Origin of the sequence: Sediminibacter sp. Hel_I_10 (genome assembly GCF_000688335.1) — a bacterium.
GTDB lineage: Bacteria > Bacteroidota > Bacteroidia > Flavobacteriales > Flavobacteriaceae > Psychroserpens.
Map to the genome: position 1 here is coordinate 232,174 of NZ_JHZX01000001.1, position 23,666 is coordinate 255,839.

General features: G+C 32.6%; 19 protein-coding genes. 5 read left to right on the forward strand and 14 right to left on the reverse strand.

What is annotated here, in order from left to right; translation table 11 throughout:
• Positions 1 to 230: 230 nt before the first annotated feature.
• From P176_RS18755 to P176_RS20635, 7 genes are all read right to left on the reverse strand, one after another.
• Positions 231 to 2,240, reverse strand: a complete 2,010-nt coding sequence (locus P176_RS18755; RefSeq protein ID WP_156032934.1) for a cytochrome-c peroxidase — start codon at positions 2,238 to 2,240, stop codon at positions 231 to 233.
• 2 nt (positions 2,241 to 2,242) lie between these two features.
• Positions 2,243 to 4,105: a cytochrome-c peroxidase gene (locus tag P176_RS18760; protein ID WP_051605354.1), complete on the reverse strand. Its 1,863-nt coding sequence runs from the start codon at positions 4,103 to 4,105 to the stop codon at positions 2,243 to 2,245.
• A 294-nt stretch (positions 4,106 to 4,399) separates the two neighbouring features.
• Positions 4,400 to 5,281 carry a T9SS type A sorting domain-containing protein gene (locus P176_RS0101080; protein WP_026752966.1) on the reverse strand — a complete coding sequence of 294 codons (882 nt, stop codon included), beginning with the start codon at positions 5,279 to 5,281 and terminating at the stop codon, positions 4,400 to 4,402.
• 165 nt (positions 5,282 to 5,446) lie between these two features.
• Complete coding sequence (locus P176_RS0101085) at positions 5,447 to 7,024, reverse strand: tetratricopeptide repeat protein (RefSeq protein ID WP_026752967.1); 1,578 nt, start codon at positions 7,022 to 7,024, stop codon at positions 5,447 to 5,449.
• A gap of 351 nt (positions 7,025 to 7,375) precedes the next feature.
• A complete protein-coding gene (locus tag P176_RS0101090; protein WP_197022123.1) occupies positions 7,376 to 8,530 on the reverse strand; it encodes an erythromycin esterase family protein in 1,155 nt (384 codons plus the stop codon).
• 625 nt (positions 8,531 to 9,155) lie between these two features.
• Positions 9,156 to 9,539: a 2'-5' RNA ligase family protein gene (locus P176_RS20630; protein ID WP_231481143.1), complete on the reverse strand. Its 384-nt coding sequence runs from the start codon at positions 9,537 to 9,539 to the stop codon at positions 9,156 to 9,158.
• A 45-nt stretch (positions 9,540 to 9,584) separates the two neighbouring features.
• Entirely contained in the window at positions 9,585 to 9,842 is a 258-nt protein-coding gene (locus P176_RS20635) for a hypothetical protein (protein WP_231481145.1), read from the reverse strand.
• A 540-nt stretch (positions 9,843 to 10,382) separates the two neighbouring features.
• Here P176_RS20635 and P176_RS0101110 point away from each other — a divergent pair.
• Together P176_RS0101110 and P176_RS0101115 are read left to right on the forward strand one after the other, a co-directional pair.
• Positions 10,383 to 11,408 (forward strand): AraC family transcriptional regulator, encoded by a 1,026-nt coding sequence (locus tag P176_RS0101110; protein ID WP_026752969.1) that lies wholly within the window; start codon positions 10,383 to 10,385, stop codon positions 11,406 to 11,408.
• Between the two features lie 91 nt (positions 11,409 to 11,499).
• A complete protein-coding gene (locus tag P176_RS0101115) occupies positions 11,500 to 12,906 on the forward strand; it encodes a BamA/TamA family outer membrane protein (RefSeq protein WP_026752970.1) in 1,407 nt (468 codons plus the stop codon).
• 476 nt (positions 12,907 to 13,382) lie between these two features.
• Here the strand turns inward: P176_RS0101115 and P176_RS0101120 are convergent, their stop codons facing one another.
• The 5 genes from P176_RS0101120 to P176_RS0101145 form a co-directional block, all read right to left on the reverse strand.
• Entirely contained in the window at positions 13,383 to 13,658 is a 276-nt protein-coding gene (locus tag P176_RS0101120) for a hypothetical protein (protein WP_197022124.1), read from the reverse strand.
• A gap of 470 nt (positions 13,659 to 14,128) precedes the next feature.
• On the reverse strand, positions 14,129 to 14,737 hold the full coding sequence (locus tag P176_RS0101130; RefSeq protein WP_156032935.1) for an ankyrin repeat domain-containing protein: 609 nt from the start codon (positions 14,735 to 14,737) through the stop codon (positions 14,129 to 14,131).
• 354 nt (positions 14,738 to 15,091) lie between these two features.
• A complete protein-coding gene (locus P176_RS0101135; protein WP_156032936.1) occupies positions 15,092 to 15,604 on the reverse strand; it encodes a hypothetical protein in 513 nt (170 codons plus the stop codon).
• 284 nt (positions 15,605 to 15,888) lie between these two features.
• Positions 15,889 to 17,532, reverse strand: a complete 1,644-nt coding sequence (locus tag P176_RS0101140; RefSeq protein WP_197022125.1) for a serine hydrolase — start codon at positions 17,530 to 17,532, stop codon at positions 15,889 to 15,891.
• 92 nt (positions 17,533 to 17,624) lie between these two features.
• Entirely contained in the window at positions 17,625 to 18,806 is a 1,182-nt protein-coding gene (locus P176_RS0101145; RefSeq protein WP_231481147.1) for an AraC family transcriptional regulator, read from the reverse strand.
• 379 nt (positions 18,807 to 19,185) lie between these two features.
• Here P176_RS0101145 and P176_RS0101150 point away from each other — a divergent pair, with 379 nt between their 5' ends.
• Positions 19,186 to 20,157 carry an IS110 family transposase gene (locus tag P176_RS0101150; RefSeq protein ID WP_026752976.1) on the forward strand — a complete coding sequence of 324 codons (972 nt, stop codon included), beginning with the start codon at positions 19,186 to 19,188 and terminating at the stop codon, positions 20,155 to 20,157.
• Between the two features lie 7 nt (positions 20,158 to 20,164).
• On the opposite strand, the gene P176_RS0101155 is transcribed toward P176_RS0101150, so the two are convergent.
• Both P176_RS0101155 and P176_RS0101160 read right to left on the reverse strand, forming a co-directional pair.
• Positions 20,165 to 20,776: a hypothetical protein gene (locus tag P176_RS0101155; protein WP_037348610.1), complete on the reverse strand. Its 612-nt coding sequence runs from the start codon at positions 20,774 to 20,776 to the stop codon at positions 20,165 to 20,167.
• A 403-nt stretch (positions 20,777 to 21,179) separates the two neighbouring features.
• The gene (locus P176_RS0101160) at positions 21,180 to 21,494 is read right to left on the reverse strand and encodes a hypothetical protein (protein WP_026752978.1); all 315 of its coding nucleotides are present in this window, start codon (positions 21,492 to 21,494) and stop codon (positions 21,180 to 21,182) included.
• Positions 21,495 to 21,884: 390 nt separating this feature from the next.
• Here P176_RS0101160 and P176_RS18770 point away from each other — a divergent pair, with 390 nt between their 5' ends.
• Together P176_RS18770 and P176_RS18775 are read left to right on the forward strand one after the other, a co-directional pair.
• Positions 21,885 to 22,427, forward strand: coding sequence for an RNA polymerase sigma-70 factor (locus P176_RS18770; protein ID WP_051605357.1), 543 nt, complete (start codon positions 21,885 to 21,887; stop codon positions 22,425 to 22,427).
• A gap of 57 nt (positions 22,428 to 22,484) precedes the next feature.
• The gene (locus P176_RS18775) at positions 22,485 to 23,636 is read left to right on the forward strand and encodes a FecR family protein (RefSeq protein WP_051605359.1); all 1,152 of its coding nucleotides are present in this window, start codon (positions 22,485 to 22,487) and stop codon (positions 23,634 to 23,636) included.
• Positions 23,637 to 23,666 lie beyond the last annotated feature (30 nt).

Consider the following 23,666-nt stretch of genomic DNA (forward strand, 5'->3'; position numbering starts at 1 on the left):
CTTTAACTAAAAATCAACTGATTGTTAAGTTCTTTGAGATTCTTAACCTTTCGGTAATAAGTGAGTCTTGTTTAAGAATTATGAAAGGGCTATACTACAAGTAGAATACTCACTAACAACAATAACCTGCTTAAAAACAATATTTTAAATTGGTAAAGAAGAGATGTAATTGTAGGCTTTGTTAAAAAATTGATGTTTTTGGTTAACACTAGGTTTACATCAAAATTCCCTTAATGAGATGTGTCAGGAACATCATTTAAAGACACAATAAAGGCTTTGATATCCTGGATATCCTTATCAGACAAACCTAAAGGCTCTGGCGATAAGGTTTGGTTGGGAACTTCGTAAGATAGCCCTATTCCTGCGGCCCCTCCAGAATTATAAAATGAGATGACGTCTTCTAACAAATCATAAGCACCGTTATGAAAATAAGGCGCTGTTAACCCTGCATTACGTACGGTAGTAGTTTTGAAGGACCGGTTATAAATGTTCTGATGGTCTTTTTTGATTCCATTTTCCATACGCCCTAAATCTTGATCCACCTGAAATGATCCTGGCTCTTTCAAGACACCAAGCACTTCACTTTCATTTTCTCTATATAAAGGTGGTGTGAGTCCGCTAAAAGTAGGTGCATAATGACAGGTAGCACAATTGGCTTTCCCCATAAAAAGGTTAAAGCCTCGCTTGGCACTAGGATCTAAATGATCCTTTTCACCACGAATGTACTTATCAAAATCACTATTAAACGAGTTTAGGGAAATCACGTATGAAGCGAGTGCTCCGGAAAATTGATACCTATTAATTTTATCGGTTCCATAGACAGCATTAAAACCTTGAGCATAGGATTTATCTTGGTTGAGTTTTTCTATTATTTCTTCGTGGCTGGTATTAAACTCCATATGACTTGCGATCACATGCTCTGCTTGGTCTTCCAAATCAAGGGCTCTTAAATCATAAAAATAACGGTCTGAGAACACGGCATTAATAAGTGTGGGGGCATTCCGAGCGAGACGTTTGCCCTGAACACTGGAAAGCGAGGTGGCTTCGCCATCGGCATAGGCACGTTGTGGATCATGACAGCTTGCACAGCTGATGGTATTACCATGACTTAATTGAGTATCAAAAAATAAGCGCTCTCCCAACTGCTGTAACTGTGGACCATCCTCTGATGCCTTGAGCATACTATAATAATAAGGATTCAAAAACTCTGCGTCGAAGAGGTTACTGCTGTTGGCGTTCCATGAGGGAGTGGTATTGAATTTATCTGCCGACGACGGAATTTGCAATTCCATTTGCAACTCTAATAAACCTTTGTACAGGGGGTTTAGATACGACTTGATAAACACCAATCTATCAAACTTATTAAAGTTATCATGCCGTTTTAGATATTGTTTGCCTTTTTGGAAACGGATCTGAAGTGAATTCTGGGTATCTATACTGCTTTTTTGAATTAAAGGCTGCAGTAAGTCTGCTATTCCAGAAAGGGATGCCGCTGCTTCTTGCATGGCATTTAACGAACCCGGGGTATCAAAACCAGTGATTCCTCGTCCTAGAATTCGGACGATTTGCAATCTTGAAGCTTCTATCACTTCATAATCGTAATAGTATTTCCGAAGAATTAAAGTTTCTTTAAGCACATTAAAGGATGTATGGAGTTGGTCTGTCAAGGTCACAAGTTCTGCCATTTTCGTTGGTGCTTCATCAGAAAAAGCCAATTCGTCCAAACGTTGCAAGCCTACCGGTGGTAATATATCATATGTGTTTCCGCTATAGTGACCTGCTTCTAGCATATCTAAGGGTAAAGAGTTTTTATAATTTTCTACAGATCCTAAATAATAATTTAGATCCTTTGAATCTTTACTAGTGGGTCTTGGCGTTACATGATCTAAGGGCGCTCCATTGATATAAGCATCTATATGTTCTGGAAAATAATAGGTCAACATTCCCTCAATGCGTTTATAAGCCATTCTCGTATTCGCCACCCGCATCTGTAATTCTTCCAAATTTTGGCCACCGGTTTTGTATGCTTTGGCTACATCTTGTAAACGCTCTATGTTTAAGGAAATGGCAGCTAACTCCTTATCTAAAAAGACCTTATAAGCAATCGTGGTATCGTCCTGTCGATTCACATATTCTGAGGTATGAGCGCTCAATAAGGTCCAAATCACAATTGTACCCAATGCCATGACACTCCCTATCCACCCTTTTCTCGCCCAAGAACTGATAGTATAATGTTTCAAGGTTAGTTATTTTTATTGATTTTCGCCGGATTATCACTTAGGGCTTTCATAAATGCTATCAAATCCTTCTTTTCTTGATCTGTCAAATTCAATGGATCTGAAGGTAAGGTTTGATTCACAACCTCTGCCCCTATCCCAGCGCCTCCACCCAAATTGTAAAAATCCACAACAGACTCTAAGGTCTTGTAGGCACCGTTATGAAAATAAGGTGCAGTATAGATTACATTTCTCACTGTAGTTGTTTTAAAGGATTTATCGTAAATCCAGACTTCTTCCTTATAAATACCATTTTCTATTCTACCCCTATCATTATCCACATCGGTAACGGAACCATTTTCATTATCAAGAACGCCAAGTATTTCAGTTTCATTCTCATTATAAAACGGCGGAACCAGTCCGGAAAAAGTAGGTGCAAAATGACAGGTTGCGCAATTTGCCTTACCCATAAAAAGATTGAACCCATCTTTAACATCCTCAGGTAATATATTGATTTCTCCTCTTATGTATTTATCAAAATCACTATCAAAAGACTGTAGGGACAGCACATATGATGCCAAAGCTTTAGATATGTTTTTTCGATCTATACCGTTATCCCCAAATAGTTTTTTGAAAGCACCTTTATACTCTTGATCATTATTTAATTTGTCAATAATGTCAGTATAAACTGTGTTAAACTCGGCTGGATTAAATATGACATGTTCTGCCTGCTGCTCTAAAGAATAAGCTCTTAAATCATAAAAAAATCGATCGGCATATACGGCATTCAGTAAGGTGGGCGCATTTCTTAAAACAGTCTGGCCATTAATTGAGCTCATTGATTTTGGAAGACCATCGGCAAACCCTTTATCTGGTTGATGGCAAGTGGCGCAACTCATGCTTTTATCTTCGCTAATGTTGGTGTCGTAAAAAAGCTTTTCTCCTAAATGCTTGAGCACATCACTATCTTCTTTCTCCGTTAGTTCAGTAAATGCGTAAGGATTCAGAAAATCTTTAGAAAAGAGAGACTCGCTATTGCTATTCCAAGATGGATATTTAGAAGCTGTCTCTTTGTTTTTTTTGATTTGAAATGACCTTAAGTTTTTATACAAAGGGTCCAAATACTTTTTCAAAAATTCCAATCGATCAAAAGTTTCAAAATCTGTATTAGTTTCTAAATATTCTATTGCTGCATCAAAAAATGAAATAGAGTTATGATAAGCCTTAGTGTTGCGCTCTTCAAAGATGCTATTGACAATATATGATTTTAGACCTTCTAAAGCATATTGCGATTCCTTAATCCCATTTAACGATCCCGGTGTATCAAAGCCAGTAAGTCCTAATGTATAAATGCGCACTAATTGCAGACGCATGGCTTCCAATAGGTCATCATCCTCTACATTTTTATTACTGATGCGATCAAATAACATAAAATAACTACTCTGCATCTTCTTAGCTAAACCAAAAATGACATATCGATTCTCAAGAGCTTCTTCAGAAAACACCAATTCGTCCAGAACCTGAAGTCCTTCTGGTTCTACTACCGATTTAGAATTTCCAAACTCAAAACGCAAAAGAGGCGCCCCATTGAAATGTTTTTTGGTGTATTCTGGGAAATAAAACGCTACATAAAACTCTATTCGCTTAAATTGAAGTCTCGCTTTTTCAGTGGCACTTCTTAAATCTTCAATTTCAGCATTATTATTTTGATACATTTCAGCAATGGCGTCCAGCTCCATAAAAACCTTATGAGATTTCAGCAATTCATTTTTTATGAAAGCTTTTCCTTGGTTTTCTTTATCTATAGAACAAAAAGATATTAAGATTATGCTAATGGCACAAGCAGCTAAGCTGTAAATGATTTGATAGTAAATTTTAGGAGTATGCATGTGGTTTTTTCAAGACCACTAATGTATAATTGGTATCTATAACAGGTGTCATGGTTAGGTTAAGAAATGTTTATCAAACTAAAATGTGGAATAGAATTGTTATTAAGGCGATATAGCAGCTTGAATGAGTTATCCTCTACAAAATTAAAAGTCTGGCTAGTACAGAAGTACACTAGAGGGATTCTAAACTATTGCTCATTTACAGAATTACTAGAAATTTATAAATAAGTTATAAAAAACCTCTAAAGCTAACTTTAGAGGTTGTTTTCATTATTGTTGTTCGGGTTTTTTGATTTATTTTTTTATAAATTTCTTGATTGCTTTACCCGAAGCACTCTCAATTATTAAAATATACAAACCTGAAGATAAATCACTTACATCAATTGAAATATTAGTTGTTTTAATTCCTTTGTTTTCATTCATCAATACTTTTCCAGAATAATCAATAATACTATAATTTTTAATCTGCACATCATTACGTATATCTAAATTAAGTTTGCCGATTACAGGATTCGGATATAAATCAATACTGTTTTCAAATTCTTCATTATTAACATTTAAACTGCAACTGGTATCTAATTCAACAATCATAGGTATACCTTGATTGTTACTTGAACTATTTGGACAAAAACTAGGAGCCGCCTCTACATAATAACTTCCTGGTTCTGTAATAGCATAAGAAATACTTGTGGCACCAGAAATAGCGGTACCATCTTTATACCATTGTATATTGGTGTCATAAGGGCTATTTAGTGTATTGTTAAAACTACCTCCTGGGCACAATAAAAAATTACCATTAGTATTATCAACAGAAACACTTGGGTTCAAATCGTTTATAATGGTTAAACTAGCCCAAGCGTAACTATCAATTTGGATTTCGTTAGATTCATAGGTATCGTTTCCTAAGGTAACTACTACTTTAAAAAGCGATTGATCATACGTAAACCAATCATAAGTAAAAGAGGCAGATGTAGCGTCAGGAATGGCTACAAATGGCTCTGAATCAAACCAATATTTAGAATACCATTGGTAGGTGTCATAAGTTTGATTTGTGGTTACCGCTGCCGTACCATCCGTCCACGGACAAAGCATTACGTCACCTTCAATTTGTGGGCTTTGAGCAATTACGTTTACCAATCCACTAATAAAAACAAGAATTTGTAAAATTTTTTTCATAATATAAATTTTAATTAATTGTTTCGAAATTAGTGAACCCAACGTTATTAGGGCCTTACTGAATTGTGACAAATTGTGACATGCATATATACAAACTGTGACAAGTTTAGAAAGAGGGACATTTCTTATATTTTTTAAACCAAATCTACCCTATCGCTTTTTGATTTATATACTTAATAAATAGGAGTAGAATGAAACACCAGCAGGAAGTTCTAATCGTTTTTCAATTCTTTCTTTTCTTTTTCTACATGCTGCAGGAGTTATATTAAGCATGGTGGCAATTTCTTTGGTATCCAAATTCATGTACACATATGAAATATATCTTATATCAGTAACGGTTAAGTCGGCATGTTTTTCGGTTAATCTTTTGATGAAGCCTTGATTTACTTCATCAAAATGACGGACATAATTTTCCCAACTATCATCTGTTTTTATATGTTCTTTTAAAGCTTGAATATCTTTTTTGAAAGTACTGTTTTCTTTTATGGTAGAATGCGTTGCAAAAGATTTTATGATATCCTGAAGCAATTGATTTCTCCCCGAAATGTATAAAACTTTAGATAGGATTTTTTGATTTTTGAGTTGAATATCATTTTGCAAGCTTTCTCGTTCTAAAATTGCTGTTTTTTCTTTTTCAATTAGTAACTGATTTTCGGCTTTTTCTTTTTCAAGTTTAACTGCTGTGATTTGCTGTTCTCTTTTTGCAAGCACTTGCTTTTGCTTCATTTTTACAGTATAATTTCTAAAAATCAACACTAAAATAATTAGGGCAAATATTATTGCAATTAAAATAAAATAAAAGAGCTTTCGTTCATTCTTGTTTCTAGTGTCCTTCTCTATAATCTTTTCTTTGTAATTCTGAATTTGAAATTTGATTTCACTGCTTTCGTATAACTTACCATTTTTAATGGTGTTGAACTTTATATTTGAAAGCGCAACAGAATCTTTATATTGAAAAGCTAAATTATAGGATTTTAGTCTAAAGTAAATATGAGAGAGTAAATCATATAAATCGATTTTCTTTTCTAAATCAGGACTTTCAAGAAACGTGGCATTAGTCCATTTTAAAGCTTCGGATAAATCATTTTCCGTTAAATAGGCTCTGGCAATTAGCACTGATAAATCAATTCTGTTGTCATTATTTTGCTCCTCTTTTAAATTTGAGAGCAACTTTTCAGCATTTAAACGAGCTTCTAGAGTATTCCCCTGAAGCAGCTCATTAGTGTAAAGCCCTACCAATGTAGCCACTCTTATTTCAGGTGTTTCGGTAAATTGCAATGATTTTTTAAAAAAATTTCGAGCTTTAGTTAGTTTATTCTCTTCATTGGCTAGAAGACCTAAATTCATTGAATAAAGCCCCATTTTTAAAGAGTCATTGTGTTTTTTAGCTAGAACAAAAGCTTTGTTGAAATGGGTATTGGCTTGGTCATATTTTTTTTCTTTGCTGTACAAAATAGCTATATTATTAAGCACAATCATTGTTTCTGTACCGTCTAAATAAGTCGTAGCTGTTTTGTAACTTTCAAGATACTGTTTTAAGGCTTCCCCATAATCGAGAAGCATGAAGTAGTTGTTCCCTATATTATTTTGGGCTAAAAACAACTGTTTGTACCATTTGTTCTTTTCTGCAATTTCTTTTACTTCAGCCAGTAACCCCAAAGAAGCTACATGTTTTTTGCTGTGCATTAAGTCAACACTTACTTTAATAATAGAATCACAATAGGCAGTTGTATTGCCAAACATAGTAGTTTGCCATAGACCTATAAAAAACAAGATTAGCAGACTTTTTTTAATGATAATTGTTTTTAAATAAGTTCAAAAATAAGCCTAAATTCCAAAAAAGGAGGTTAATTACAGTAAATTAAAATTGTGATTTTAATCTTCTAGAATCCTCAGGAAATTCCTATTTCTTTTAATCGATTAACATATAAAAAAATGAATATATTCATGAAATTTGCGAGTCGTTTCAGGGATACAGCATGATAGCGAATTGCGATATCAAAAGCGCACGTTGACAGAGGGAAAAAGATAAGATGTTTGTAAGTAGGCGAGAACTAGCAATAAATTATATACGGCTTTGTTAGCAACAGTATTTTATTCAACAAATATGATGTCTTCTCCTCTTGATATAAAAACCAAAGCATCATAATGCTTGAACCAGTTTGTTTTTATTTTGTTATCGTCGACAACAAACATTCCTTCGAATTCTTTTTGTTGATAAACAGGATTTTCAACAATGATTTCTTTTGAGTCAATGAAATAATTCTTTTGTGTTGTAGGTAAAAAGTGTAATAAGTTTGCATCGTCATTACTGTATTTTTTAATCAGTTTAGGTTTTCTGTACGGCATATTTATTGACGAAAATGCGATATGATATGATATATGAGGATTTTCTTCTATAAATTGAAAACCCATAGTTTGACCGCTTTGAGTTCCATACTCGTCCTTTATCATATGAGAATTATGTAACCATACTATGAATTTTTTATCGGGCATTGAATTAACTATAAAATCCAAGTTTTTCGCCATTTGACTATCTCTGATCGGTATTGCTTGTTGTGTACTATTATTAGTCAAACTAATGAGAACATCGCTTTTGTAACTTTTTAAAAATTGAACCCATAGTTTATTCTTAGCGATTTTTTCATTTTTTAATATTCGTTCAATTTCATTAACTAATATTTGCAGATTTGATTTACCAACCACATTGTATGCGTCGCTTCTGTTCTTAATGAAAGTCTCGGTTAATTCAATAAAGTCCTTGTCAAGATCAATAGAATTTTCATTTAAAATATGAGATAATTGGTTCGCAAAATTATGATATGTGTAACCAGATGTCATCTGATTGTCAAAACCCCATATGGTTACATTATGTTCGCTCAAAAATTCAAATAATTCTTTACCTTGAATAGAACGAGACCAAAAAGGATATAGGTTCGTTTTAATGTTATTATTATGGTCAAAATAAAGTCCGAAAAAGTCGCTTTCAAACGCGATATCTTTATATCCTTTTTCTAGAACCAAAAACTTTACAAATTCAGTTTTGGCTAAAAGGTCAGAACCAAAGTAATGATTTGATTCTCCTAAAAAGACTACGTTTTTATCGTTTAAATTTGAGTCTAAAACCTGTTTAACATCGTCTGTCAAGAGATTCTCTACTGAATTTAATTGGTAAGTATTTTTTTCTATCTGAGCAAAGGTTAAATTTATACCAATGAGTATAAAAAGTATGATTTTTATTTTATTCATAATCCTTTTTAATATTGTTGCCAACTCGTTATATCCAATCAAATATAAGCGTTTAGGCCATACTTTTATGACCTGAAACAGCATTCTTCTATAAACAGATCTGCTCATAAGACTGCTTAGGGCCATATAAAGATCATTTTAGAAGACTACCAAGATCTTACGTGGATGCGACATAAGGCTGATATGGGCATGAAATGGGGTTTGTACGGGTCACCTATGGATTACCTACGGGTGAACCCTGTATTAAGCATTAAGCATATGGGCATGACCAACGGTTTATAGCAGAGGGCTGGGGCTTTTTATTAAGGGACAAAGGAGGCTTCCACTTTTAAAGTAGCATTAATTAACTATAGCCCTATGTGAATATTCACCTTTCTTATGCTTATACGACTTTAAAAATGGTGTGTTTTTTATTTCCATTTTACAAATCTAGAAGATTAAATTTGTTGCGTTAAGTTATTGAATTCTGGTTGTTTGGTCTTAATTATGGCTAACGTTAATATGTAAGGAGAGTTGCGCGTTTGAGCAACTAACTTATTAAAAATGGAACGAATCAGTTAAAAATCTTTAGGATTTTACAAGTAGGCGAGAACAAAACAATTATTTTACACGGTGTTAGGCTACGTTATTTTTCCGTAACAAATTTGTATATTTCTTTCACGTGTTTCTCTCTTTGATACCAATCATTATAAACAAGTTCAAATTCATTTACTTTGAAAGTTCCAAAATCGTAATTAATATTTTTATCCAAAAATTCTAATAATTTTCTCTTTTGACTTAATTCCGTTCTAAATCGAACAATTGTTGAGTGAGCAGTTTGTATGGAATATCTTTTGTCTAAACTTTGTTCCAAATTAGAGTTTTTAAATTCTGTTCTCAACCTGTCTCTAATAGCATTTAGTTCGTTATTATCAATAAATCCTTGAATCATAATGCCAGAAGGTGAGGCCGTAATTCCTCTAAAAGTGATATTTATATCTTTCTTTTCTACAATACATTTTTCAATCAATTCAATATAGTTTGCTAAATCAATCTTTTTTATGTCAAATCCATCTTAACAAGAAATGATTGACATTACAGTAATATGAATATCAGAGTTTGGATAATAATATTGATTCGGTTCAATCTTCTTAATTTCTTTTATAAAATTTTGAATTTTTTCTTTTATCTCAATTGAAGGTCTTATCAAAAGTGTTATTCCAAACCTATTGTCTTTTTTAGAATCTATTAATTCGTCAATTTCGTAACTGTCGGAAGATATTTTACTTATTGATTCATTGTAAAGTTTTTTATAGTGACTTTCCAAATTCATTAATCACAAATTTTTAAATATTACGGATGTTTTTTTAATTTAAACTAACTCGTTATACCCCCTCAAATATAAGCCTTTACACCTTAAGCTTACAAGATAAACCAACATCAAACCATCAAAAGCTAAAACCTAATCCCCTATCTTGATCAAATAGTATCCAAAACAGATAATGAGCATTTACAGCTATTATAAGTACTCTCATTTATTGTTAAATCAGGTTTGATCTACGATGCAACCTATCCAAGTGTTTTATTTAAAAGTTAATGGGTTTTTACTTGTTTTTTACCACAGTACTTTGTTGTGCACAGTATTTTTTTTAGTTCTAATTTTGTAGTTTTTCTAAAAACCTCATCTTAATTCATCTTTCTAAAATCTTTTTTAAAAGTACTAAAGTTTCTCAAAAATTTTCTTGCAAAATGTTTCTGTTACAATGTAATGGAATACTCTTTTTTACGTTGGCTCAAGTAGATGGTGTAAAAACGTATGGAATGGCAATAAAAGCACAAATTTTTCTAACTTACCAAATGTTAAATAAAATCAATGCTTAAAACAATCCAAACAATCGCTTTACTTCAAGGCCTTTTTGTCCTTTCAGTTTTGTTTGTCAATCGCAAAGACTACAAAAAGACTACTTTTTGGTTGTTATTCGGTAGTTTATTATCTGTTTTGTTTTACATTTTGTGTGATGATAAAAATAATCTGTTTGTAGAAAATACAGATTGGTTTCTTTTCGATAATACACTTTTTGTAACATTTCTTTTCTTGTTTTTTAGGTATTACAAAAGTGGAAAGGAAAAATTCTCTTCTTTCGATTATCTGTTTTTTCTGCCCAATATTTTTTATTTAATCCTTGAAGTAATTGAAATACAATTGGTCAAAGAGAATTTGTTTGTTGAAATTTTTGAAGTGTTTGCTGAATTAACTTTTGTGGCTTACTTATTATTAATATTAAATTCAGTTGTTACAGATAAAAGGAAAATTTGGTTTACTTATTTTGCCATTCCGATTGTTATTTTATTTGTGTTTTCATTTATAAATGACATTCTTAAAATAATAGGATTGTCAGAATTACCGTTTTATAACGACCAAAATTTCAATTCTTATCTCTTATTGGTTGTTGCCTTTCTGTTTTATTTTGTTGCTTTTAAATTATTTAATAATGACAAGGAAATATTGCCTAAAAACGAAATACGTAAGTACAAAAACTCTAATCTCAACATAAAACAAATTGAACAATATAAATCCGATTTAATCAATGCAATGGAAACCGATAAATTATATCTCAATGGAAAATTATCTATTCACGATGTTTCGGAAAAACTCAATATACAGCGTCAATATATTTCGGAAGTTTTAAATGAGCATATGGATATCAATTTTCAGGATTTTATAAATCAGTACAGAGTTGAAGAATTTGTAAAGAGGTTAAAAAACGACCGGAATAATCATTTTACACTATTGGCAATTGCAACAGATGTAGGTTTCAATTCTAAATCTTCTTTCAATGCTATATTCAAGAAATTTAAAGGTTTAACACCTACTCAATTTAAGAAAACGCTTACGTGAATTGGCCAATTTGTATAGATAGATTGTTTTGGACTCTTCTTTTTTAATACTTAATTCAATACTTCCTTTCTTTGCTGGAAAAGATCAAAAAATGGAGTTCCAGAAAATATCAAAAAAATTATTTATTTGTTTGATTTTAACTATTTCAAATTATGCAGTTAATGCGCAAGTAAAAGATTCGCTATCGTTTATTAAATCAAGAAAAATGTCCGATGAAGACCTTTCTAAAAAAAGAGAAGGGACATTTATAACAGGAATTCCAGATTTTTCTTCAGACCCAATTACAGGTTTCGGTTTTGGAGTTAGAAGTAATGTCTATTGGAATGGAGGACGAACAAATCCATTATTTGCATACACACCGTATTTGGCAAAATTAAAAGCAAATGCAGCCTATTATACTTCAAATGCGAGAGAATTAATATTGTCGTTAGATGTCCCATATTATAAAGGAACACGTTGGAGATTTAAAATTGATTTTAAAGCACAACAAAATCCAGCCAACTTATATTTTGGTTTAACAGAAGCTACACTTGGTAATTTAAGTCTACCATCAGACCCGAATACAACATTTGCTACTTATGATGAATACGATAACGCAAGAAAAACTTTGCGACCAGGAGAAGGTGGAGAAGCAGATTTTGTGACAGATGCTTTGTCAAATAGATTTAGAGAAACCGAATTTATGTTAAATCTGAAAGCAGATTATGCAATAGGAAACGGAAAATGGCGAATAATGGGTGGTTATGAAATTCAAAATTTACAATATAAAACTTTTGAAGGAGAAGAGGCCGAAGCAGTTAATCCAGTTACTGGAGAAGAAACAAATGCACCTAACGGATTTTCATTATTGCAAAGAGACTTTGACCAAGGAAATATTTCAGGTTTAGACGGTGGTTGGGTTTCCATTTTTCAAACAGCTTTAATCTATGATACAAGAGATTTTGAACCAGACCCAACAAAAGGTTATTATTTTGAAATTGCAAACGAATATTCAAGTAAATACATAGGTTCGGAATTTGATTTCAATAAACTTTTTGTTCAAGGACGTGCTTATAAAAAGTTACCTTTTGGAAAAAGGACGGTTTTAGCAGGTCGGGTTGGAATAGGACATATTTTTGGTTCAAACGCACCATTTTTTGAGTTTCAAGACCAATGGAGTCCGGAAGGAAGTATCAATGCACTTGGTGGTAAACAATCTTTACGTGGTTATAGAGCAAACAGATTTTTATCTCGTTCACTTTGGTTTACAAATGTAGAATTACGATACAGAATCGTCGAAACTAAATTTCTAAAACAAAATTTTGCTTTTGGAGTAGCACCATTTATTGATGCAGGAACAGTTAGAAATCGTTGGCAAGATTTAAGTTTTGATAAAATAAGATATTCTTATGGTTTGGGTGCAAGAATTGCTTGGAATCAATCCACTATCATTTCTTTTGATTATGGTATTTCAAAAGAGGATAAATTGTTTTACATAGGAATTGGACAAGCATTTTAGGCTAACTGCTAAAGAATGTTCAATTGAAAGTGAAAATCTGCAAGTGTATATAATTTTTAAGTAGAGCAAATGCAGTTGGAAAATTTTATACTCTTGCGGTATGTTATTTCTGACTTTTCTTAAAACTTTTATTGCAGAATATTTCTTAAAAAGGTCAATTCCGGTGAATTTTGATGTTTAGATTGCGGTCGGTTTGGATATTGTGTACAACTCGTTGTATCTAACCAAATATTACAGTTTACAAGTAAAAATCTCAGGTAAACCAACATCCAACCATTAATAAACAAAACGATACTCCCCGATCTCTTGATAAAACAGTATACAAAATAGATCATTGGTATTTGCAGCTGTTATAAGTGCTTTGGTTTCTTACTAATTCAAGTTTGATTTACTATGAAAAATATAGAAGTGTTTTAGTAAAAAACTAATATTTTTTTTTCTGTTTTTACAACAGTACTTTGTTGTGGTGTTTTTTTTTATTTTTTCAGTTCAGCAGTCAATTCGATAATTCCTTTCTCTGTAAGTTTACCACTTTTAAAAATTGTTTCTGTTTTTTCAGTTCCCTTTATTTCGTTGTAATCTTCATCACAATCGTAGTATTTTAATTTATTAGCAGTATAAATATTTAATTCTTTATCAATTTCCATAAGTTCCTCGCATTCAAAACAAGGTCCTTGTCCGCAACCACCTACTGCAATAGTTTTTGAGTCAATTCTTTCTCCGTTTAATTTATAGGTTGTCAATATTGGCAAAAAACAATCTGTTGCTCCAAGAGTAATTGTCGCAACATAAGTTCCATTTGTTGGAATCTTTCAAAAAACATAATAAGCCTCCTTTTCATAAGGCGAGCTTATTTCTTTTTTCAGTTCAGTTAATGGTTGAAAATCATCTTCGTAACCTTTAATTTTTATTGGTAATTTAATTTCAGGAAATTGGTCAATAAAAGTCTGGAATTGGTCATTCACTTGAGGTATTTCGGATGTGAATTTTTCAAGTTTCTTATTTTCAGTTTTGCAACTTGAAAATAGAATTATTCAAATTAATATTATCGTTTTTATCATAGTTTCGCAAATGCACCACAACTTAATTGTATAAGATTAGTTGCGTGTTTTAAGCACTTAATTTAGCAAATACAGACCAAACCTACCTAGCGGCAGACAGGTAGAAAATCCGCGAGTATTTTCGTAAGTAAGCTTGCACTATCAATTGATTTTATACGGTGTTATTTTCCGTCATAATCATTTATCAGCTTATGCAATTTGTCCTGTTTCGGAATATTCTCGAGCCAAGTTCCTGCATTAATTCCGTGTTTATTCTTTTTATTCAATTCCGCTCCACGATTCAACAATTCATCTATAATCTCAAACCGCAATTGGTTTACTTCTTTTTGTTCTTCCCTTAATGTTAATCCATATTCACGTATGGCTGTGAAAATCGGACTATTTCCATGTTTTCGTTCCACATCATTGACGTTGGGATTTCCTTTTTTTAATAAAAGCAAAGCTACTTTTGAGAGATTGTGATTAGCAAGAGCTATATGCAAAGCATTAAATCCATTATCGTTTATATAATTGACGTTGACCTTATGATCAAGCAAATAATGGATTAGTTCTAACTGATCGTTGTTGCCTTGAAATTCTGATCCACAATTTACCGCATTGATTAGAATAGTGTTGGAATAATTGTCTCTGTATGCATTAAGGTTAATTTTCCCCTTTTTTATCATATCAATTACTTTCTGTTTATTTGGTTCAAATAGTGCTCTAAAAAGCTGAACCTCTAAATTGATTTCTGATTTATTTGAAGAAAACAGACCTTTGAACATACTCATGGCTTCATAACTAATCGAATTATTACATTTTATATATTGTAGAATAAAAAACTTCAAATTATAAAAAAACTGTTCAAAAACATCCAGCTTTTAAAAACTAAAAAACCACACTAATTTACGAAAATATTGCCCAGAAAGGATCAAGAGTATTCGTGATTTTTTTAATGAATTTAGTAATGTTAAACTTTGATAGCCCTTCTATTAAAATCAAAATTTGGCTTAGTAATAAACTATTAAACAAGTATTTACAGTTACTAAATCAGGCTTGATCTACAATGCCACCTATCGAAGTGTTATAGCGAAAAGTTAACGGGTTTTTACTTGTTTTTTACAGCAGTACTTTGTTGTAAACAGTTATTTTCTCAATGCTTTTTCAATCAATTCCATATTTTGTCTTGGGTCTTTTCCGCATTTAAATCCACCTAATCCAAATTCTAAATCCAATTCGTTTCCTTTAACATTTTTATCTGGATATGAGAATATTCTATCACAACCAAAAGATGAAAACATATTCCAAAACCAACCGCCGTAAATATTATTTCCATTTAATTTAATAACAAATGGTAATCCACGTAATGGTATTTCTTGGTTCTTTAATTTTTCAATTCCGCTTTTTGAAAGATGAATTTTACTTGACTTCCAGTCAAATCTCTCAATATCATTATTGTTTAAAAGTGGTTCATTTTTAGTTTTACAATTCTCTAAATCGATATAATATGCACATTTTTCTATCGGTATATTTTCAGTCTGTTCGTATTTATCTGAAAATGTTTTTTGTTCGGTCTCCGTTTTGTATTCGTTATATGAGTTTTCGTTCCAACATTCCGATTGGAATAAGTAAATTTCTACACCTTTAATATTCGACAAATCTTGTTCGGTTTGACAGCTAAAATTAGTCAAATTCACGATTATTAAAATTAGCAGAAAAGTTCGTCTCATAATTGTTTACAACGGTGTTATATATAGCTCTTAGCAGCAAATTAGCGTTAACTATTCGGTTAAGCACAAGCCGAATTTTTTAATTTTCTTATTTTACCTTTCTTTTCAATAAGCCAAATGAAAGAATTTGGCGAACTTCGCAAATATGCCTAAAATTCCATTAAACAACTTCTTATCTATGAGATGTATACGGTATTATGTGCTGGCTTTTTTCACGTTTTATTGAATATGACATTTTCAATTCGACCATTTTTAACATTCAATCCACTTACATTTCCTTTTGCGTCTCGTATGATATTAATTTCATAAGAGTTCATTCTTAAATAGTCTTTTAAAATCAGTTCGGCTTTTCGTTCTCGACCGTTTTTAGTGATTAAAAAAGTGTTATTATCCAAAAACTTTATCAAGATTTCTGTATCAGTTTCATCATTGAAGTATCGCCCATTTATAATTCTTTTATCACTTTTATCTAAATCGTTAAAAGGTAGTTTATAATAAGTATTTGGTTCTTGAGATGAAAGATAAATTGTTAGTTTTTGTTGACCTTTTTTAATATTTGTAAAGTTCATTTTAAGCTCCTCGTTCGTTTCATAATGAAATAAGCCATTCTTTTCGTTTATTAGTTTTATTGGGTCACGTTGGTAAATTTCTCTAAAAATTGAACCATCTTTTTCAGTAATTTTAATGATTTTTCCATCATCGTTTTTATAATTACCAACAATGTTTCCCAAGTCCTTTAGTCTTTCAATTTTTACTGGAACAGCCGGATATATAGTGTTATCAGTTTCTAGATTTAAAGTGATATCTGATAATTGTTTTGCTAAATAATTAGTGGGTACATTTCCGTTATTAGAAATTACAAGTATAGAAATATTTTGAGGAGGAAATCTTAAAAAAGTTGCATTGTAAGCACCTGTACTACCATCGTGATAAGAATAATCTAAACCTCGATAAGTTCCAAACATTAGTCCATATCCATAATTCTTGAAATTAATTTTTTCTATTGGAGATTGACTTTGGTTAATAAGCTTTTTTGATAAGATATTATCATCAACACGTTGTATTCTTTTTTCCCAATTTAATTGGTCATTTAATGTTGTAAATAATGCACCATCACCGTTGACTTCAGTTATTACTGGATATTCTTTCCAACCTTCCCAATTTCCATATGGTCTTGCCTTATTTGGAATAACTTCCATATAATTTGTGAGAAAAGACGTGTTTGGCATTTTTAGTTCTAGAAATAATGCTTTTGAAAACTCACTAAATGTTTTATCAGTTATATTTTCAATTATTTCTGTGAGCAAAATATAATTTGAATTACTATACAAATACTTTGTTCCTGGTTTAAAATTCAAATCAGTTTGAGTTTGCAGAAGTTCAATTGCATCGCTATTATCAATAAAAAGTTGCCACCAAGTTTGCCCTTTTAGTGCCCATAAATCATAAACATCCCGAATACCGCTTGTATGTGTTAATAGATTTGATATGGTGATTTTGTCCTCAATGTTAGTGTATAAATCTGGCAAAAACTTTCTAAAATCATCTTCCAAGTTAATTTTGCCTTGTTCAATAAGTCTTAATACACACAGAGCTGTGAACTGTTTTGCATTGGACGCGATGTTGAAGCTAGTTGTTTCGTTTATCTCTATTTGATTTTCGAGATTTGAATAGCCTATATATTTTTGATAAACTATTTCGCCGTCTTTCACAATACCAACAGCCATTCCGGGTGAAATACCCTCAACATATTGCTCAATTTGCAAGTCAAGTTTATTGACCAATTCTTGATCAAAATTTTGTGAGTTAGCTAGAAAGGATAAAAGAAGGATCGTAAAAATTAAGCTTTGTTTCATAGATTTTGTTTTTGCTTTATATGAATTTATTTCTGCACAAATAAATGACAATGAAATAAGCAAATCGCTCCAAAAGATCATTTGATACCCTTTTAGTATTTATTTTTCAAAATGAATTGCTTTGGTGTTAGTGAAGTGTGTTTTTTAAAAGCCCTATTAAAAGTGGTTTTTGAATTAAACCCCGAATCAAGTGCAATTCCCAAAAGCGTATTATCTATGTGATCGCCATTTTTTATTTTTTCTATAACTGCATCAATCCGTTTTAAATTTATGAAATCATTAAAATTCATATTGAAACCTTGATTAATAATTTTTGAAATTAAATTGCGATTGGTATTTAAATGTAATGCAATGTCGGACAAAGTTAGATTAGAATTAGTATAGATTTTTTTTTCTTCGAGTAGCAATTGTATTTTTATTTTCCAATCTTCAATATTGGAAACTTCAATCTCATCGCTTTCAAAAATCGAAAGGTGAATTTCATCTTCCATCTTTAATTTTTGAGGCAAGCCAGCGTTGAAAGCAACTGTTGCTCTTATCGTGTTGGAATAACCAGTTATAGCTATGTAGAAAAATAAAATTGAAAAACAGAGATAATACCAGTATTTACTACCGAATTCTCCCCATTCAGGGTTTAGAATAAAAAAGCAAACTCGCAAAACAAGTAAAAGACTAAAAATTATCATAAAATGGCTTATCCACTTCAACAAAACTTCATCTGCATAACTAACCTCTTGGACTATCAGTTTTCTGTAATTTTTGTAAAACTTAAGGCTTAGGATAAGGTAAAATAACATTGAGACTAAACCAGTCATTTGATACCAAAATGCTAAATCCTTATCTCTGCCATCTGCATAAAAATAAAATTCACTCAATATCCATTTGTCTGTAATAAATATTATTATGCTGTATAACATATATAACATTGCTGGCAAAAAATGAATGTAATGTTTTTTTAAAAGTTTAAAATCTTTATTCAAAAGACTTTGCGTGTAGAAGAAGATTATGGGACCAATTAGAAATAGTTGTTGAAATGGTGTAAAAAAAAGAAATTCTCTATAATTCTTTATGGAGTACCAACCAGCATAACCCAGCATAAATGGGCAAATATACATTCCACATAACAGAATAAACAAACCTAACCAATAACTGTCTCGACGATTTTCTCTAAAGCCTTTTTTTAACAATAAAAAAGAAAATACAATAGCGTTAAAAAAGAAAATAAGTAATATCGAACTTTTTTGGTTAAAGTTAAAAATTATTAATTCACCCAATGTTTTTAAGTGTTATTGAATTGGGAAATTGTTTCTTCAGCTTGCACATAACGTTGAGGTGTATGATTAGTGGCGTGTTTAGGCACCTAATTTAGCAAATAAAAACCGAAGAGAAAATCTGCAAGGATTTTCGTAAGTAGGCGAGAACCAGCCATTAATTATACACTGCTTAAGTTTACAATTCACTAAATTTAAGTATAAAACAGAAAAGACAAAAGAGAGGAATAAGGTTAATATACACGCAGAGACCTAGATCTCGTCAACATTGAAAACCCCCTCTCTTTTCTACACAGATTTCGTACAGTTCTATGAGGCTTTTAGACCTCGCTTTCAAGTCGTTGAAACTCGCGTAGATTGTCCTTTCAAAAAACATTTTCTTATGAATAAAGATATTAAATATTTTGGTATTGACATTAGTGCGTTAGTATTCGATGTTACAGATTCTGATGGTAATTATTATCAGTTTAGAAACAATGGATTGGGCTTTGAGAAGTTTACAAAACTCTTAAATAACACTAGTCATTGTGTAATGGAAGCTACGGGTTATTATCATTATCAGTTAGCGTACCATTTATTAGAATCAGGTATAAAAGTATCTGTAGAGAATCCATTATCTGTTAAACGTTTTATTCAGATGGGCTTATCAAAAATTAAGACCGACAAGAGCGATTCAAAACTTATTTGTTCTTATGCAGAGCAGGTGGACTTAAAGCTTTGGAAAGGCAACTCTAAGAATGAAATAGAATGTCTTCAAATCACTAGAGCTCTTTCTGTTTATACAAAACAGAGCACTATGCTTAAAAACAAATTACATGGTGAGTCTGTATTGGGCAATCCTAGTAAGGTCGTGTTGACGTCTTTAAAACGTAGTTTAAGACAGCTCCAGAGAGAGATAAAACTATTAGAGGACAAGTTATTAGTTTTGGTAAAAGAGGTTCATCAAGATTTGTTAACGCGATTAAAAACCATACCTGGTATAGGTCCTAAAACAGCCATTACGCTAGTGGTTTTAACAGGTGGATTTGATCGTTTTACAAGTGCAGGTGAGTTATGCAGTTACGCAGGTTTAACGCCAGTGATACGGCAAAGTGGAAGCAGTGTAAAAGGGAGGCCACGAATAAGTAAAATAGGAAACCAGAAACTTAGAAATTTATTATTTATGTGCAGTTTTAACGCTTGTCAATACAATAAAGCTTGTCGTGATTTATATGAGCGAATCGTCGCTAAGGGAAAGAGCAAAAAACTTGCGCTAATAGCGGTATGCAATAAGCTGTTGAAACAAGCATTTGCTATAGCTAAATCAGGTTTGATATTTGATCAAGAATATAAGAGTAAGCTAGTGAGAAATTAATGGAATTTTACTTGTTTTTTACCACAGTACTTTGTTGTGTGCTGGCGTTTTTTAACAGTTTATAATTTTCTTGTTCTTTATCAGTGAATATTATCGTCAAATGGTCAGCCCAATAATAATTATCCTTTTCATTTTCTTTAATCTCAAGTGCTGAAATCCATATTTTTTCATTTCCGAATTCGATTTGCCAAGTTTGAGGAAGTTTGATTGGTTTTTTTTCACCTTTGGCCACAAATTTATTATTCACTTTCTCAACTTCTTGACTGTAACTTTCGTCCCAAAGAACAACTATTTCAGTTATTTTTTTTTGCGTCAACTTTTTCCAGTTCAGATTGTCAGTCAGCGAAATTGTTTTAAATCCTTCCTTTTTCTTTAATTCGGTCAATTTATCAAATCCGATTCCGTAACAATAGAACTCATTGTCCCATTTAATTTGAATCAATTCATTATTGTCGAGTCTGAAAATTACATTCATATCGACAGAGTGAAGGTCAGACGAATGTTCCCAACATTCAGAATCCGTTTCATAGTCCAACTCTTGGTAAAAAACTTCAATTATTTTTCGTCCGATAAAAGTCGAGTTGATTCTGTCGTAATATTTTAATTCTTTATCGGTCATTTTTTTCGCTTGCACACAACTCGTTATATCTCATCAAATATAGTTTTTATAACTTTAAATTCACGGGATAAACCAACATTCAAATCCAATTAGAGGCAATTATCACCGCCAATATTGCTCTCTTTTAGATGATTAGCAAATTTTCTTGCTGAAAACGTATCAAACCATGCCCAAAACAAAACTCCCCAGATGGATAAGGATCATTCGCTATTATTTTAATTGCTTATGGTACTATGTACTGTTCCCTTTAGGGATTGAAGAAGATGACTTTACAAAACAATATCGGAAAGATAAATAGTGATGCTTATGTCTATAATTTGCTCCTATTGCATCGCATCAAAACAATAATTTCGAAAATTCTAAATTCGAATAGATTCAAATTGTTTTTTGAAAATCCACTATTTCACTCTGGTATGTTTATACCGTACTTATCTTCGAATTCGGCAAAGAATTTCTTCAAAGAGTATTTTTCATGTCTACAAATATTATAAATCGTAGTCATGGGAGTATCATAACCCTCTGTGTTCTTTAATTTAGTGAGAGTTGATGAGGATAAACCACACAGCGCAGCATACTTATTTTGAGATATTAAATTTCCATTTTGGTCATTATAAGTTTGCAAAAATTTTTGATTAATGAAATTACACAAATACTTATTTAATAAAGTGTTTGCTTTATTTAATTCATTAGTTTTATCCTTTTCTACTCGTCTTCCCATTGTATGATATCACTTCAAAGCAAACGAACAATCGAAAAAAAACTGTTCGCTAAAGCGAACGATTCAAAAAAAATTATTACCTTTGTTAGTGAATACATATATTTGCGATCCTTCGTATAGAACATATTTGAAGTCTTCGCTTTGAATCTCTTGATAGAAAACTGGTAATTTTTGCAAGGAGATGATAAGTAGAAAGGCTCACGTCCCGGGCGTGAGCTCTCTTATCCTTGCACGGTATACCAGTACCCCTATCATGATAAGTTGAGTTTCACGCACATTTTTTTAGTCTTTTCTCAGGTCTAAAAACATTGGGTAGTTTTAAGCAAAAACGCTTGAAACTCATAATTTACAGGGAACTGGTCAATAAATTCCCTCTAATACCAATGGCAAATGTCCCATGGCAAACCACATTCCAAAAGTCTCACAGGGTTTCAATCGCTTTTTGATACCCTCTACCCCAACTTATGCCTATTTGCCAATAGCTACCTTAGAGATATAGATACCTCTAAAGATTTAGTGCAAGAGGTGTTTATAAGCCTTTGGCAAAAGCAAAAGGCCTTTGCTAGCGCTCAAGCTGCAAAGCCCTACCTCTATACCGCAGTAAAAAACAAATGTCTCAATCATTTAAAGAGCAAACATTATAAAATTCAGCTAGAAGCCATAAGAGCTGATTTTGAGGTCATGGACACTGAAGATTATTTTCAAGCGCAACTACTTGCGGTGGAGACCTATGCCCAATTGCACCAAGCCATTGCCAGCCTACCCGATAAAACAGCCAAGGTGATGCAACTGGCCATGAACAATTATTCCAATACCGAAATTGCCGAAGAACTCGCGGTCACCACCAGCACCGTAAGAACTCAAAAAAGCATGGCGTACCAAAAACTGAAAGGGCTACTCAGCCACTTGAATCAATTGTTTTTAAATTTCTAAACGGTTTTTATAGACACTTTTAAACTTTTGTGGTTATAGAGGTATATACTGTACTTTATGACACCTTATCGTGACCTCTTTGCGCTTGCCAAACACCTAGCCCGTTCTCTTAAAAAGGGACACCCCCCTGTGGACCTCAACAATACAACGCTTTTAAGTGATGCTGCCAAGCGCCATGCCATAGAAAGCTTATCTGAAACCAACCAAAAAGCCTATGCTAAACAACTTGAGCAGATAGATACCGAAAAGGATTGGAATAAGGTGCTTGCCCAACTGCAACCCCATAAAACAGCCTCGCGTAAGCCAATTTACAAGTTGGTGGCCCTGATCCTGATATTGATGTCGGTAGGTGGTTTTCTTGTTTTTAATGCTACCAACACCACGCCGTTAGACCAATGCGTTAGTCCCATTGCCGCAGGTACCGATAAGGCCATTTTAAGTCTTGATAATGGGGTGGATGTTGCGCTTGATACCCAACAACCCTATAACAACAGCGTGGCCTCCAGTAATGGACAGCGCCTCACCTACACTAAAAGCACTACGAGTTCTGAGGTTGCCTTTAATTACTTGACCGTACCTAGAGGCGGGCAGTTTCAAATAGAACTATCTGATGGCACGCTGGTGTGGTTAAATGCCGATAGCAAACTCAAATACCCAGTGGCATTTAAAAGTGGCGAACCCAGAAAAGTAGAACTCTTATACGGGGAAGTGTATTTTGAGGTCTCCCCTAGCAGTTCCCACAATGGCGACCGTTTTAAGGTAGTCTCCAATGCCCAAGAGATCACCGTGGTTGGTACGGCCTTTAATATTAAGGCCTACCCAGAGGAACGCTACAGCTATACCACCTTGGTGGAAGGCAATATTCATCTTCTTACCAATGGTGAGACCATTTCCTTAAAGCCTTCGGAACAATTGGCCATCGAGCTTGAGACCAAACAGGTGAGCAAAACGACAGTGAATGTGGATTACCATATTGCTTGGACCCAAGGGTATTTTCATTTTAAGGACACCCCATTAAAAGAGATCATGCGGGTTTTATCCCGATGGTATGATGTGGAGATTATTTTTGAATCCCCATCTTTAGAACAGGTCACCTTTAGCGGGTTGCTTAACAAAACACAAGCTATTGAAGACATTTTGAACGGCATACAAACCACAACCTTTATAAATAGCTATGAGATAGACCACAAGACCATCACCATTCAGTAAAAAAAAGAAAGGGAATAAAGCTTCTACCTG